Genomic DNA, 14300 nt, shown 5'->3' with positions numbered 1-14300 from the left:
ATCGAAAAGCCCCGGAACACAATCTGTTCCGGGGCTTTTCGTGTGTCGACTAAGCGGTCTTCTCGGCCGAGTTCTCTTCGAGCCGAGGGGGTGCGGAAGCGACCGGCGGATGCTCGCGTCGGCGGCTCTTGAAGAACACCGCGCCACCGATCACCGCAACACCGGCGATGACGAACACGGCGACGCGCTTGCGGCCGCGAGGCTTCTCGGTGCGTTCCGCGGACTTCGTGGGGATAGCCTTTGCGCGCTCGACGCCCTTCTTGGCGAGGACCTTGCCCTGACGACCCAGGAACAACCCGACCTGCCCGGCACCGCGAGCGACCGACGTCGCGACCACCGCGGCGATGCGGCGAGCGTTGTCGGCTGCCTCGGACTCCTTGATACGAGCCGCTGTCTCTTCGAGGTAGGCGGCAGTCTCGTCGAAGGTGTCCTCGACGCGGGCGCGCGCGTGATCGAAGGTGTCGGGCAACTGCGTGCTGAGGGACTCGGTCACTCGTGTCATGACTTCACTGTGCCATAACAGTGAGGCGGGGACAGGGAGAGTTTTGCGGGGCGACATCCGCGAGAACGCCGGCAATGGCACGATGGTGGTGTGACTTCAACTCATCAGACCGCAACCGCAACGCTGCACACGAACCGCGGCGACATCAAGATCGCTCTGTTCGGCAACCATGCGCCGAAGACCGTCGAGAACTTCGTCGGCCTCGCCGACGGCTCGAAGGAGTACACCACCGCAAACGCCGCCGGCACCAAGACCGGCCCGTTCTACGACGGTGCCATCTTCCACCGCGTCATCGACGGCTTCATGATCCAGGGTGGCGACCCCACCGGAACCGGCACCGGCGGCCCGGGCTACAAGTTCGGTGACGAGTTCCACCCGGAACTGCAGTTCGACCGCTCCTACCTGCTGGCCATGGCCAACGCAGGCCCGGGAACCAACGGCTCGCAGTTCTTCATCACCACCGGCCCGACGCCGCACCTGAACCGTCGCCACACCATCTTCGGTGAGGTTCTCGACGACGATTCCAAGAAGGTTGTCGACGCTATCTCCTCCACCGCCGTCGATCGTGGCGATCGTCCGGTCGAGCCCGTCGTGATCAACAGCATCACCATCTCCTGAACAGGTAAAACAAGCAGATGACGAACCCCGGTTGGGGCGGCGGTGCGAGTGAGGGCATCCCGCCCCAACCGCGGTGCGTCCGCCATCCAGATCGACCCACCGCACTTTCCTGCAATCGTTGTGGACGTCCGGCGTGCCCGGACTGCCTCCGCGAGGCGGCGGTGGGATACCAATGTGTTGACTGTGTAGCTGCCGGCCAACGCGATGTCCGCCCCGTTCGGGGCGTCGCCGGAAACACCGTGAGCCCCACCCGCGCGGTCCCGGTCGTGACGTACACCTTGATGGGGCTCAACGTCCTGGCGTTCCTCGCCACCTTCGCGCAGTCGCGAAGCATCATGAACAATCAGGTCGGCTCGTCGATCTTCGCGAACTGGGCACTCAATCCGGGTCTGGTCGCCAGCGGTGACTGGTTCCGGCTCATCGGCTCCGGGTTCTTGCACTTCGGCATCTTGCACCTCGCGGTCAACATGTACGCCCTCTACATCCTGGGGCGCGACACCGAAATCGTGATGGGCCGCTCCCGGTACATCGGCATCTACCTGGTTTCGCTCCTCGGCGGATCTGCATCCGTGATGGCGTTCCAGCCGGTGTTCTCCTCGCTCACGGCCCTGTCCTGGACCGCTGGAGCGTCGGGTGCAATCTTCGGCATCATGGGCGCACAGGCCGTCCTTCTACTGCGTTTGCGTCGAAGCCCGGTCCCGATCATCTCGGTGATCGCGATCAATGTGATCATCAGCATTTCGCTGCCCGGGATCTCGTTCTGGGGTCACGCGGGAGGTCTGGTGGCAGGTGCCGCAACGGCCGCTGCCTTCCTGTACGCCCCACAGTGGTTGGGCGCCGGTGAGAACCGCGTGAAAGCAGTGCGGATCGGCTGGATCGCTTTTGGTGCCGTCACTGTGGTGACAATCGGAGTCATCGTGCTCCGCGTCGTCCAACTGCGCGAACAGCTGGGAATCAGTTAGCAAGAATCAGCCGCCGATGATGGACTCGCAGGCGAACGTGATCTCGAAGCTCGACGTCTCCATCGGGTTGCCCTTGTCCCGGGCGCCGATTCCCTCGCCCGTCACCACGAAGGTATTGCCGTCCTGCTTGGCACTGGCAGATCCGCCAGGCAGACCCGGCGCGAATCCGGCGGTGTACGGCAGACCGTTCGATCCACCCTCGCTTCCGGCGATTCCAGCAGTCTGAACCGTGCCGGATTCATCGATGATGGCTGAGACGGTCAACATGCCGTAGGTGGCATTTTCCGCGTCGAGCAGTGTCATAACTGTCGTGCCGCCGTCCTTTGCGCACTTCGTTCCGAATTTGGCGTCGAGCGTCTTCCCGCCGACGGTGGCCGAGGAAGTAGCGGACGAGGCGCCGGCAGCGCTCTTGTCGGAGTCGGTCTTGTCGGAGTCGCTGCCGCAGGCGGAGGCGAATAGTGCGACCGCCGCGATGGTGGCAGCGACTGCGGTGGAGGACCGGCGGGTCATCGTGGTCCGAACCATCTTCGTCATGTTCTGTCCTTCATGTCACGCGGTGCGTCCGCACTTGCTCTGGCTATTTCGCCGATAACACTAGCCAGTGACTCGGTGCTCGTAGCGCTAAACCCCCAGCTCAGGCGGGTTTGTCGCCTTCGACTGTTCAGGGACGTTCGTCAGGCTGCTGCGGGTCATTCGCCGGATCGTTGGGAGTAAATGCACATGCAGGGACGGCTTCTGTAGAGATTGTCCACATAGGTTGGGCTCGGTGGTGCTTCTACTGTGGCTTGAGTCACTTCGTAGATAGCAACGCTGACCTTTTCCGAGGAGTACCCCTGCCATGACCTCCACCGATAGCACCACCACTGACGGTGGGGTTGCGCCGAGCGAGATCGAATCTCGCGTGGTGAAGAAGGTAGCGCGCCGGCTGATTCCCTTCCTGATCCTGCTCTATTTCGTGAACTATCTGGATCGTACGAACATCGCCTTCGCGAAGCTCACCATGAGCGCCGACCTCGGTATGACGGAGACAATGTTCGGGCTCGCCTCCGGACTCTTCTTTGTCGGCTATCTGCTGTTCGAGGTGCCGAGCAACCTGGCCCTGCACCGCTTCGGCGCCCGGCTGTGGATCGCGCGGATCATGCTCACCTGGGGAATCCTCGCCGCTGCGCTGGCATTCGTGCCCAACGTGGGCAGCCTCTATTTCCTGCGCATTCTGCTGGGAATCGCCGAGGCCGGCTTCTTCCCCGGAGTTCTTCTCTACCTGACCTTCTGGTTCCCGAAGAAGTACCGCGTACGCCTGATGGGCTTGTTCCTGCTGACACTTCCGCTCTCGTCGGCGCTCGGTGCCCCGCTCTCGGCTGCCATCATCCAGTACGGCGACGGCCTGTTCGGGTTGGCCGGATGGCGCGTGATGTACCTGATCGAGGGTCTGCCCGCCGTGATCTTGGCGTTTGTCGTCTGGTTCTACCTCACCGACCGTCCCGCCGACGCGAAGTGGTTGACCCTCGAGGAGCGCACCTGGCTGATGAAGTCCATGGCCGACGAGGAGAAAGAACTCGGCGACGCCGGTCACCAGTCCGCCGGCAAGACCCTGCGCGATCCCCGCGTCATCGGTTTCGGTCTGGTCTACTTCGGAATCACCTACGGCCTTTACGCTTTGAGCTTCTTCCTGCCCAGCATCGTCGCGGGATTCAAGCAGACGTTCAACACCGATTTCTCGCTCGTCGAGACAGGCCTGATCGTGGCCGTCCCCTACGCGATCGGCGCTGTCGCGATGGTGCTGTGGAGCCGCCATTCCGACAAGACCGGTGAACGGATGTGGCACGTTGCAGCCCCGACGCTCCTGGGTGCAGTATCCATTCCGATTGCGCTGTACCTGGATTCACCGTTCACCGTCATGATTGCGGTCTCGCTCACCGCCGTCGGCGTGCTCTGTGCGCTCCCCGTCTTCTGGTACCTGCCCACCACGTTCCTGACGGGTGCCAGTGCGGCCGCGGGCATCGCCATGATCAACTCGATCGGCAACGCGTCGGGCTTCGGTGCTCCGTACATCACCGGCTGGCTCACCGATGTGACCGGAAATGCCAAGGCAGGCCTGTGGGTGGTGGGCGCCGTGATGCTCTGTGCCGCAATTCTTGTGGTGTCGCTGGCCAAGCGATCGAGCAAGACCGCTCAGATCTGACCTAGTTTTCCCGCACTGGCACGAAGCCGGATCAGGAGCGCAAGATCGAGCGCCTGGTCCGGCTGACGCCACTGCGTACCGATCAATCGGTCGATCGATTCGAGGCGTTGGTACAGAGTGTTGGCGTGAATCGCGAGCGCGGTGGCGGTCGCAGAATGTTTGCAATTGTGCGACAGGTACGACGCGAGGGTGTCCAGAAGTGGAACGCCGCGTCGTTGCTCCTCCTCGAGGAGAGGACCGAGGGACCGCAGCGTCAGCGCTTCGAGTTCTTCGCGGCCGGTGCGGCTGAGGAGAATTCGGTAGATGCCGAGTGAACTTGCCGGTTCCACGTGCGAGGCCCGACCGAGAGTCTCGAGGACGTCGACGGTGTGCTGTGCCTCGACATAGGCTCGCGCCAGAGCTTCCGCTCCCACCGCGGGATCGGCGATTCCCACTGTCGGGTTCTCCGCCGGCTGCACCCACGTCGCCGCAACCTCTGCCGGTGACATTCCCGGAATCAAAGCGATGACCCGTGAACCATGCTCGGCAACAACAGTTCCTGACGGGAATGCAATTTCCTCGATACTGCGACGCGTACGGTCTACGGCGTCGGCCGGGCGGGCCACCACGACGGTGTACGAGCGGTCGGGGTTGAGTCCGGCCAGGCGGAACTGACCGGTGACTTCGGCCGGCGTCGGCGCTGGCCTGGTGATCAGATCGACCAGAAATGCATCGCGTGCCCGACGGGTAGCTTCCCTGGCCGCCCGTTCGCCCACCAGCGCAAGCGCAATGGCCGGGGCTGACCTTTCGAGTGCCAATCTCATGGCGGCGGTGGGTTCCTGGCGCGAGAGCAGGAACAGAACTCCGAGTTGGTCACCGGCACTGCGTACTTCGGTAGCGAACAGGAACTGCTCACCGACGATCAGCGTCACCTCCTGCTCGCGTCGGTCAGCGGCAAAGATGTCGAAGACCCGGTTGACGCTCTCGCTCACCCGTTGCAGTCCCGGTGGGATCTCCGACGTTCCGGTCACGAAAAACACCGGTGAACCCGTCGACGCGGAGGTTTCTTCCACGAGTTCGCGAACACCGCCGCCGCGCAGGACAACTTGTGTGAGCGATCGGTCCCAGGTCAGGGTCTGTTCGAGAAGTGCTGTGCGCTCGGCAAGTTCGGTGTTCGCTGCATTCACTTCTGCAACCGTCGCGCGATAGCGTTCGAGAGAGCGGGCATTCTCGATCGCCACCGAGGCATGAGCTGCGAGAGCGGACAGCAACGCAACTTCCTCGTTGCCGAATCGGCGCTCTTGACGTTTGCACGCGCACAGGGCACCCAGGATCTTGCCGTTCAATGTCAGCGGCACGGCCAACAGGCCGCGCATGTTCTCGGCTCGCGCTGCGTCGTCGGCGGGCCCGATGTGTGCAAACGAGGGATCGTTGCGGTAGTCGGGAGACCAAGCAGGAGAAGAATTCTCGACCACACGACCGATGAGGCCTTCTCGGAACGGAACCGTGAGGCCGAGCAGTTGCGAGGTGTACGCCCCGCTGGTGACTTCGATGATCAGGATGTCGTCGTGGATCAGTGCGAGGTACGAAAGATCTACGCCGAGTAGCCGTTTGGCCTGGTCCACGATCTCCTGCAGAAGGGCGTGGTGATCGTGCATCGTGGTCAGCAGCGACGCGATGTCGTTGAGTGCGCCCAGCTCGGTGGCACGTTGTCGGCGCTGAGCCAGGAGACTACGCAGTTGGAGTGCGGATCGGGCTTCTCGCTCGATTTCGGCAGCGGCCTCGGGGGCTGACCCGGCGGCCAACTGATCGCGGTGTTCGATCAGTTCCTCGGTGGATGCCTCGGCCAGGAGAAGCTGTAGCCAGTTCTCGTGCATCCGCACTCCCTTGTCAGGCCAACTTGTCAGGCCAACGATGAGTATGGAGAGAATGTCCATACGGTTTCCGGTTTCTCGGAGTAAATCTACATGGGGTGGTGTAGCCGCCGTCACTATCGTGGAGGCATGACACTCCTCGAGGCGCTCGGCTCGCAGATCGATGCGGATCGACTGATCACCGACCCCGACATCATGGCGAGCTACATCCACGACGACGCCGAGTGGGCTCCCTACGAGATGCCCGTAGCGGTGGTCCGTCCGCGCACAGCCGAGCAGGTACAGACAGTTGTGCAGGCGTGCATCGCCCACGGTGCGCCCGTCGTCACGCGCGGCGCAGGCACCGGTCTGTCGGGTGGAGCCAACGCAGTCGCCGGCGGCGTCGTGATCGCCTTCGACGCGATGAACGCCATCAAGGAGATCAACACCCTCGAGCGTTTGGCCGTGGTCGAACCCGGAGTGGTCAACGATCACCTCCGCGACGCGTGCGCCGAGCACGGCCTCTGGTATCCGCCCGATCCGGCGAGCGCACCCTGGTCGACGATCGGCGGCAACGTCGCGACCAATGCCGGGGGCCTGTGTTGCGTCAAGTACGGCGTCACCAAGGACTACGTGCTGGGCATGCAGGTGGTTACCGGAACCGGTGAGCTGGTTCGGCTCGGGCGTCGAACTGCCAAGGGAGTGGCTGGGTTTGATCTCTCCGCGCTCATGGTCGGCTCCGAAGGCACTCTCGGGGTGATCACCGAGGTGACCGTCAAGCTACGTCCTCAGCGCGATCCCGAGCGCACCATCGTCGGATACTTCGACTCCATCGTTGCTGCGGGCAAGGCCGTCGAGGCCGTCGCCGCAGACGGGCTCACGCCGTCTGCCCTCGAGCTGATCGATCGACAGTGTCTGCTTGCCGTCGACGCCTGGAAGAACATGGGCCTCTCGGCCGACGCCGAGGTGGTCCTGCTCGGCCGCATCGACACACCGGGTGAGATCGGTGACGCCGAAGCCGAGCGAATGTTGGCCTGTTTCAACCGGTCCGGGGCAACCTGGAGCGCCAGATCCACCGACCAGGAGGAAGCCGACGCCCTGTTCTCCGCCCGGCGTCTGGCATACCCCGCCCTCGAGCGGCTCGGCCCGGTGCTCACCGAGGACATCTGCGTCCCCAAGGCAGCCGTCCCGGAGATGTTGGCACGGATCGAGGCCATTTCGGCCCGTCACGACACGCACATCGCGAACATCGCGCACGCGGGTGACGGCAACCTGCATCCGCTGCTGATCACGCCACACGACGACGAAGCGGCGCGGAGGCGTGCTCAGGCGGCTTTTGCCGAGATCATCGACAATGCCCTCGAGTTGGGCGGAACCGTCACCGGTGAACACGGCGTCGGCCTACTGAAAATGGGTGGCCTGGCGCAAGAACTGTCACCGGCAGTCGTCGCGATGCATCATGCAATCAAGGGCGCACTCGACCCTCACGGAATCATGAACCCGGGCAAGGTGATTTGAAAGGCCGGGTGATCTGAAAGACTGGCTCCGTAACCGAATCGGTTTCCGGAGTTACGCCGTCGAAATGACGAGTTCCTACGCTCGAGTTGAACCGTTTGGCGAACTCGACGTATGGAGTGATGAATGTTCTCTTCCGATTTGACGCTGGCAAGTGTTGTTCCGCGGCGCGTGGACACGGTCGAGGCCGTCCGGGCGGCAATCGCGCTGGACGGCGCCGCGGTCTTCGGTGGGCTGCACACCGAGGAAGATGCCATTGCGTTCGCGTCGAAGTTGCTCGGTGAGAAGTGCATTCGCGTCGGCCGCCAGTTCGAGGCGAGCGCCAAAAGTCAGGATGCCGAAGCCGCTGTCGTCGACACCCAACCGGTGGACGAACGCGGGCGCAAGCGCTCGTTCGGTATCTCCGGCGAGCGGATGACCGCCCACAACGATGGTTTTGCTTTCGGCGATTACGCTCCCGATTACCTGTTTCTGTGGTGCAAGCGCCCGGCGTACCCGAGTGGCGGCGACTCGTTTCTCATCGACGCGGTCAAACTGACGCGAGTGCTCGCCTTCGATCCCGCAACAGCGGAGCTGGCCGAATTCTGTTGGAGCACAGACATCGACCATTCGGAACCGAACTTCCCGCAGAGCACATTTGCGCCGATCGCCCGGACGGTGCCGAGTGGACGCAACCAGGTTCGGTACCACCCGTACCTCGCGCCGATCGCCGGTGAATCGGAAGAAGCGCAGTGGCCGCTGGTGAAGCAGTGGAGTGAGGCCGTGATTTATGTGCGCGACAGCGGGCCGATGTTCCGTGCCGAAGCCGGCGAGATGATCTGCATCGACAACTACCGGGTGCTTCACGGCCGCGACGGGTACACCGACCCCGGCCGCGAGCTGTACTCGATCTGGGGATGGTCGAGCGACGCCGTCGCGGTGCCGCAGCAGGCTCTCGACATCGTGCAGCCGGACCTCGCGGCACTGGCCATGTAACCCGCGCTTACTTCTCGGGCGGCACCAAACCGTGGACGGTAAGCACGTCCAGGACGTCCTCCGGCGTCGTACCGAGATCCCAGCGTCCGAAGATCAACAGCTTCTCCGTGTCGGTGGGCCGGTCGACGATGTCGATCTCGAGCATCGGGACGCGTCGACCCAGACGCGGGTAGCGGACGAGACGCACGCGGTCGATCTGTTCGCGGGTGAACGTGTGCCGGGCGCGCAGTCGCTGTACCGCGATCGACTTGGTTCCCGCGTTGTCGATCACCGCCAGGCGGGGGCGCTGACGCAGGGCAAGGCCGCCCATCACGAACAGCCCGATCACCGCGAGGGCGAGCAGGAAGCGTCCGGCAGGCTCCGTGGGCGCGATTATCGAGGCGATCGCGAGGGCAATTCCGCCGCCGAACATCGCGTAGACAACACCCATCGGAGTGGCCCACGAGACGACCTCGGTGGCGTTGTCACGAGGCTGTGGATGAAATTCATCCTCGAGCATGTGGATAACTTCCTAGGTTGTCCACAGGAGTTATCCACAATGGGGATGAATGACACCCATGTAATTGAGAGACGGTCACGATCCGAGCCGAATTAGATAATCGCTGGTCAGCGCCATCTCATGGTCATCACAAGGCCCACAACCATGAAACCGAAGCCGACGAGGAAGTTATAGTTTCCCAAGTCGTTCATCCACGTGATCGAATCCGCGGCCAAGTAGTACACAATCAGCCACGCCAGGCCGAGAAGCATGAATCCGAGCATCACGGAGACGTACAACGTGCTCGACGGACCCATCTTCACCTTCACCGGAGTGCGGTTTGCTGGGTTGACTGTGTAGTCGTTCTTCTTACGGACCTTCGACTTGGGCATGGCGTCCTCGCTCTACGGTGTGACCTGCATGTGTTACCTACACGCTAACGTAGCTGTGTCCAGTTGGTCACCGGCCGACCTGCACAATCCGGGAGGAGCCACGTGTCTTCGGGTGAATCTTCACGAACCGTCTGGCACATCGGTGTTCTTGCCGTCTGCCTGGTAGCCGGTCTGATGGTCGCTACGGCGCAGAGATCCGCCGAGGAAAATCAGCTTCAGGTCACCGAAAGCACCAGGCTCTCGGATCTGGTCCGCAGCGCCCAGGCCAATGCCGAAAAAGTTTCGGCCGACCGGGACGAACTTGCCGCTCAGCTCGATTCGTTGCAGGAAGACGCCGCTCGGTCCGACGCCGGCGTGGCCGCCGCTCTCGGTGACATCAAGAACATCTCCGCCGACGCGGGACTGACGGAGATGACCGGCCCCGGCGTCGTGGTCACCATGACGGACGCCCCGCGCAACGCCGACGGCAAGTATCCGGTCGACGCCACCCCGGACGACCTCGTCGTGCATCAGCAGGACGTCCAGAGCGTGCTGAACGCACTGTGGGCCGGCGGGGCCGAAGCGGTGGGCATGCAGGACCAACGGATCATCAGTACGTCGGCGCCGCGGTGCATCGGAAACACCCTCCTTCTTCACGGCCGTACATACAGCCCGCCGTACGTGATGAGTGCGATCGGCGATGTTGCGCGCCTCGAGGCGGCACTCGCTGCCGAACCGGGCATTCGGATCTACAAGCAGTACGCGACCCGCTTCGGCCTCGGGTACACGCAGGCGACGCCGTCGCAGATCACGGTCCCCGCCTATACCGGCGGATAGCACGGGCGTTTACCCTGCTCTCATGAGGATTCTCGTCGTCGATAACTACGACAGCTTTGTGTTCAACCTGGTGCAGTACCTCGGCCAGCTCGGAACCGAAGCCGTGGTCTGGCGCAACGACGATCCACAACTGACGGCAGACCTCGAGGGTGCAGTAGCTCAGTTCGACGGCATTCTCCTGAGTCCGGGCCCCGGAACTCCGCAGCGCGCGGGAGCGACGATGGATCTGGTGAAGGTCTGCGCCGACACCAAGACCCCGCTGCTCGGCGTCTGCCTCGGACATCAGGCGATCGGTGCGGCTTTCGGCGGAACCGTCGACCGCGCGCCCGAACTGCTTCACGGCAAGACGAGTCTGGTTCACCACAAGGACGTCGGCGTCCTGGCCGGGCTGCCCGATCCGTTCACCGCTACCCGCTACCACTCGCTGACGGTTCTCGAGGACACCATTCCCGAGGAACTCGAGGTGACCGCACGCACCGAGAGCGGCGTCGTGATGGCGATGCGTCACCGCGAACTGCCGATTCACGGCGTCCAGTTCCACCCGGAGTCCGTACTCACTCAGGGTGGGCACCGGATGCTCGCGAACTGGCTCGCAGTGTGCGGTGAGGCGCCCCCGGAAGGGCTCGTCGCAGCCCTCGAGGCCGAGGTCGCGTCGGCGCTCGGTGGCGCATTGCCCGCAATTCTCTGACACCTGTCCACAAAAAAAGTGCCTCCCGGAAATCTCCGGGAGGCACTTTTTCACTTTGCTAGCGGCCGGGGATTCCGAGCGCTCCGACGCTGACGGTGATGACCGCGTCCTTGGAGATCTCCGAGCCCGGAGGCTGCGTCTGCGAGACGATCTTGCCCACCATTTCCGGGGTGAGCGTCGTGCTCTGGTTCTGCACCAGCTGCGATGCAGTTCCCGCCCAGCCGGCTGCGCGAAGCGTGGTCAACGCCTCGGACACCGTTTTGTTGGTGAGATCAGGCATCGCGACCTGGTTGCCGTTGGACACCCGCAGCGTCACGGTCGAACCCTTGGTGGCCGACGTGCCGCCGGTCGGATCGGTCGAAACGACCTGTCCCTTCGGCAGTCCCGAATCGATCTCCGTGATCTGGACGACGAACCCGGCACCTTCGATGTTGGGCCTCGCCACCTCTTCACGCTGACCGGTCACATCCGGGACACGAACCTGCTCCGGACCGGTGCCGACAGTGATCGAGACTGCGGAATCGAGAACAACCGACACTCCGACGGCCGGGTCCTGATTGACGATCTTGTCGACCTCGGCAATGGTCGACGCGGCCTTGCCGATGGTCGGATCAAGTCGGAGACCAACGGAGTTGAGCTTCTTCTCGGCGTCGTCCTGGCTCAGGCCGGTCAGGCGTGGGATCGCGACCTGCTCGGGTCCGGTGGACACGTCGATGGTGACGGTGCTGCCCTTCTCGATGCGCACCCCGGCAACCGGACGCGTCGTGATGACGTTTCCGGCAGCGATCACCTTGTCCGTCTTCTGCTGACGCTCCACCTGGAATCCGGCGTTGGTCAGCGTCGCCTCGGCGACGTCGGCGGGCTGGTTGGTCAGGTCACCCGGAACGGTCACCATCTCGACCTTCGGCGAGTTCACCCGAATGAGGAAGAACGTCACCAGACCGATCACCAGAAGCGCCGCGATGCCCATCAGGGCGTAGCGTCCGCCCTTCTTCTTGGCAGGCGGCTCGGCGGCGCGAGTTGTCCTCGCAGGAACCGGCTCGACCGGATCGGGAGCAGTGCGGTAGTTCCCGGTGTCGGAGCCGACGGCGCCGAGGATGGTGGTGCGGTCCTCGTCGTTCATCACCATCGGCGCACTCGGACGCTGACCGCCCAGAACGCGTACCAAGTCGCTGCGCATGTCGCCGGCGCTCTGGTAGCGGTTGGCCGGGTTCTTGCTCATCGCCTTGAGAATGATCGAATCCAGCTCGCGCGGAATGTCGGGATTGATCTCCGACGGCGTCTGCGGATCCTCACGAACATGCTGGTACGCCACGGCGACCGGTGAATCACCCTTGAACGGCGGCTCGCCCGTCAGAATCTCGAACAGCACACAACCGAGTGAGTAGACGTCCGAACGTGCGTCCACCTGCTCACCTCGCGCCTGCTCCGGCGAGAGGTACTGAGCGGTGCCGATCACGGCGGCCGTCTGCGTCATCGGGCTCGACGCGTCGGAAATGGCACGGGCGATACCGAAGTCCATCACCTTCACGGCGCCGGCACGGTTGATCATGATGTTGGCGGGCTTGACGTCGCGGTGCACGATGCCGTTGCGGTGGCTGAAGTCCAAAGCGGCGCACACGTCCGCGATCACTTCCATCGCCTTGCGCGGAGTCATCGGCCCGGTGCTGCGCACGATGTCACGCAACGTGTCGCCGTCGACGTACTCCATGACGATGTACGGCAGCGGCCCGGCGTCGGTCTCGGCTTCACCGGTGTCGTAGACGGCCACGATCGCCGGATGGTTCAGCGCGGCAGCGTTCTGCGCCTCACGACGGAACCGCAAGTAGAACGTGGGATCGCGCGCGAGGTCTGCACGCAGCACCTTGATCGCGACGTCGCGGCTGAGTCGGAGGTCGCGCGCCAGGTGAACCTCGGACATTCCGCCGAAGCCGAGAATCTCACCCAGCTCGTAGCGGGAGGAGAGATTGCGGGGTGTCGTCATTGGTCTTGTCCTAGCGGTTCTTCAGCGTCTCCGGGATCCGCCAACGGCTCAGTGGTCGTTGTGGTCGTCGTTGTCGTCGTGGTGGTGGTTGTGGTCGTCGGAGTTGTTGTTGTCGTGGTCGGAGTTGTCGTTGTGGTTGTCGGCTCGGTCGTGGTTGTCGTCGGCCGAGTCGTCGTTGTTGTCGGCTCGGTGGTCGTCGTCGTCGGCCGAGTCGTCGTCGTGGTGGGCTTGGTCGTCGTCGTGGTCGGCAACGTCGTGGACGTGACGACGGGCGGCGTCGGGTCGCTCGGACCGTCGGTTGCGATCCAGACTCCGCCGATGATCAACGCCAACAAGATCAATCCGCCGCCGGCCCATGCGACGGCCTTCTGCCCACTGGTCATTCCGCCGGCTGCCGCGTCGTCCGCGACAGCTGCGCCCGTCACCGGGCCCGCGTACGTCGGCGGCATGACCTGCGTGGCACCCGTAGCCGGCAACGCGCTCGCGGCACCGGTGGCGAGCAGACCGGGCGGCGGTGGACGCCTCCCTGCCCGAACGGCTGCAACGGCGTCGGCGAACTCGCCGCCACTGGCGTAGCGGCCGGCCGGATCCTTGGTCAACGTGATGTCGATGAGCTCGCGGATATTCGGCGGTAGGTCGGCCGGCATCGGCGCCGGGGTTTCCTGCACGTGCTTCATCGCGACGGTGAGCGCGCCGTCACCGGTGAACGGGCGTCGACCCGAAAGTGCTTCGTATCCGACGATTCCCAGCGAGTACACGTCACTCGCCGCGGTCGCGTCCTGACCGAGGGCCTGCTCGGGCGCGATGTACTGGGCGGTGCCCATCACCATTCCCGTGCGTGTGACGGGCGAGTTCTCGACGGCCTTGGCGATGCCGAAGTCCGTGATCTTCACCTGGCCCGTCGGCGTGATGAGGATGTTGCCCGGCTTCACGTCGCGGTGCACGACACCGGCGTCGTGTGCGACCTGCAGGGCGCGGCCGGTCTGCTCGAGCATGTCGAGGGCATGCGGAACCGCCAGGCGGCCGACGCGTGCCAGGACGGCGTTGAGCGGCTCACCGTTGACGAGTTCCATCACCAGGTACGCCGTGGAATCGCCCGAGCTGTCACGGGTCTCGCCGTAGTCGTAGATTCCGGCGATACCGGGATGGTTGAGCTGCGCGGTGGTGCGGGCCTCGAAGCGGAAGCGCTCCAAGAACTCCGGATCGGAAGAGAACTCGGACTTGAGTACCTTGACGGCGACGCGACGGTTGAGCCGGGAGTCGGTGGCTTCCCACACCTGACCCATCCCACCGGTGGCGATGAGACGGATCAATCGGTAACGATCGGCGATCAAAGCGCCGTTGTTCAACGCCACG

Annotated in this window: 14 protein-coding genes; 7 read left to right on the top strand and 7 right to left on the bottom strand. The window is 63.8% G+C overall.

From position 1 onward, the window contains the following. Positions 1-49: 49 nt before the first annotated feature. Entirely contained in the window at positions 50-502 is a 453-nt protein-coding gene (locus B0E55_RS07180) for a hypothetical protein (protein WP_019746221.1), read from the bottom strand. 90 nt (positions 503-592) lie between these two features. On the opposite strand from B0E55_RS07180, the gene B0E55_RS07175 reads away from it, so the two are divergent. Then, the gene (locus tag B0E55_RS07175; protein ID WP_007729190.1) at positions 593-1120 is read left to right on the top strand and encodes a peptidylprolyl isomerase; all 528 of its coding nucleotides are present in this window, start codon (positions 593-595) and stop codon (positions 1118-1120) included. A gap of 17 nt (positions 1121-1137) precedes the next feature. Beyond that, positions 1138-2082 (top strand): rhomboid family intramembrane serine protease, encoded by a 945-nt coding sequence (locus tag B0E55_RS07165; RefSeq protein WP_042453365.1) that lies wholly within the window; start codon positions 1138-1140, stop codon positions 2080-2082. A 6-nt stretch (positions 2083-2088) separates the two neighbouring features. Here the strand turns inward: B0E55_RS07165 and B0E55_RS07160 are convergent, their stop codons facing one another. Further along, positions 2089-2616 carry a lipoprotein LpqH gene (locus B0E55_RS07160; protein ID WP_080909371.1) on the bottom strand — a complete coding sequence of 176 codons (528 nt, stop codon included), beginning with the start codon at positions 2614-2616 and terminating at the stop codon, positions 2089-2091. 304 nt (positions 2617-2920) lie between these two features. Between B0E55_RS07160 and B0E55_RS07155 the strand changes: the two genes are divergently transcribed. Beyond that, positions 2921-4264 carry an MFS transporter gene (locus tag B0E55_RS07155; RefSeq protein WP_080909370.1) on the top strand — a complete coding sequence of 448 codons (1344 nt, stop codon included), beginning with the start codon at positions 2921-2923 and terminating at the stop codon, positions 4262-4264. Here B0E55_RS07155 and B0E55_RS07150 read toward each other — a convergent pair. Next, positions 4255-6120: a helix-turn-helix domain-containing protein gene (locus B0E55_RS07150; RefSeq protein ID WP_080909434.1), complete on the bottom strand. Its 1866-nt coding sequence runs from the start codon at positions 6118-6120 to the stop codon at positions 4255-4257. The two genes, B0E55_RS07155 and B0E55_RS07150, sit on opposite strands and share 10 nt — an antisense overlap. A 126-nt stretch (positions 6121-6246) precedes the next feature. Between B0E55_RS07150 and B0E55_RS07145 the strand changes: the two genes are divergently transcribed. Together B0E55_RS07145 and B0E55_RS07140 are read left to right on the top strand one after the other, a co-directional pair. Continuing rightward, positions 6247-7614 (top strand): FAD-binding oxidoreductase, encoded by a 1368-nt coding sequence (locus tag B0E55_RS07145; protein WP_024487653.1) that lies wholly within the window; start codon positions 6247-6249, stop codon positions 7612-7614. Positions 7615-7737: 123 nt separating this feature from the next. After that, positions 7738-8586 (top strand): TauD/TfdA family dioxygenase, encoded by an 849-nt coding sequence (locus tag B0E55_RS07140; RefSeq protein WP_080909369.1) that lies wholly within the window; start codon positions 7738-7740, stop codon positions 8584-8586. 7 nt (positions 8587-8593) lie between these two features. On the opposite strand, the gene B0E55_RS07135 is transcribed toward B0E55_RS07140, so the two are convergent. Both B0E55_RS07135 and crgA read right to left on the bottom strand, forming a co-directional pair. Further along, the gene (locus B0E55_RS07135) at positions 8594-9085 is read right to left on the bottom strand and encodes a PH domain-containing protein (RefSeq protein WP_020905623.1); all 492 of its coding nucleotides are present in this window, start codon (positions 9083-9085) and stop codon (positions 8594-8596) included. Positions 9086-9192: 107 nt separating this feature from the next. Then, a complete protein-coding gene (gene crgA, locus B0E55_RS07130; RefSeq protein ID WP_019746229.1) occupies positions 9193-9456 on the bottom strand; it encodes a cell division protein CrgA in 264 nt (87 codons plus the stop codon). A gap of 102 nt (positions 9457-9558) precedes the next feature. Here crgA and B0E55_RS07125 point away from each other — a divergent pair, with 102 nt between their 5' ends. Together B0E55_RS07125 and B0E55_RS07120 are read left to right on the top strand one after the other, a co-directional pair. Then, positions 9559-10272 (top strand): DUF881 domain-containing protein, encoded by a 714-nt coding sequence (locus B0E55_RS07125; RefSeq protein ID WP_020967993.1) that lies wholly within the window; start codon positions 9559-9561, stop codon positions 10270-10272. Positions 10273-10294: 22 nt separating this feature from the next. Beyond that, positions 10295-10960: an aminodeoxychorismate/anthranilate synthase component II gene (locus tag B0E55_RS07120; RefSeq protein WP_080909368.1), complete on the top strand. Its 666-nt coding sequence runs from the start codon at positions 10295-10297 to the stop codon at positions 10958-10960. A 58-nt stretch (positions 10961-11018) separates the two neighbouring features. On the opposite strand, the gene pknB is transcribed toward B0E55_RS07120, so the two are convergent. Then, entirely contained in the window at positions 11019-12944 is a 1926-nt protein-coding gene (gene pknB / locus B0E55_RS07115) for a Stk1 family PASTA domain-containing Ser/Thr kinase (protein WP_019746231.1), read from the bottom strand. Then, on the bottom strand, positions 12941-14299 hold the full coding sequence (locus B0E55_RS07110) for a protein kinase domain-containing protein (protein WP_019746232.1): 1359 nt from the start codon (positions 14297-14299) through the stop codon (positions 12941-12943). The genes pknB and B0E55_RS07110 overlap by 4 nt, the downstream gene beginning before the upstream one ends. Position 14300 lies beyond the last annotated feature (1 nt).

The organism is Rhodococcus sp. 66b (assembly GCF_002076325.1).
GTDB lineage: Bacteria > Actinomycetota > Actinomycetes > Mycobacteriales > Mycobacteriaceae > Rhodococcus_F > Rhodococcus_F erythropolis.
This window is presented reverse-complemented; position numbering and strand designations above follow the sequence as displayed.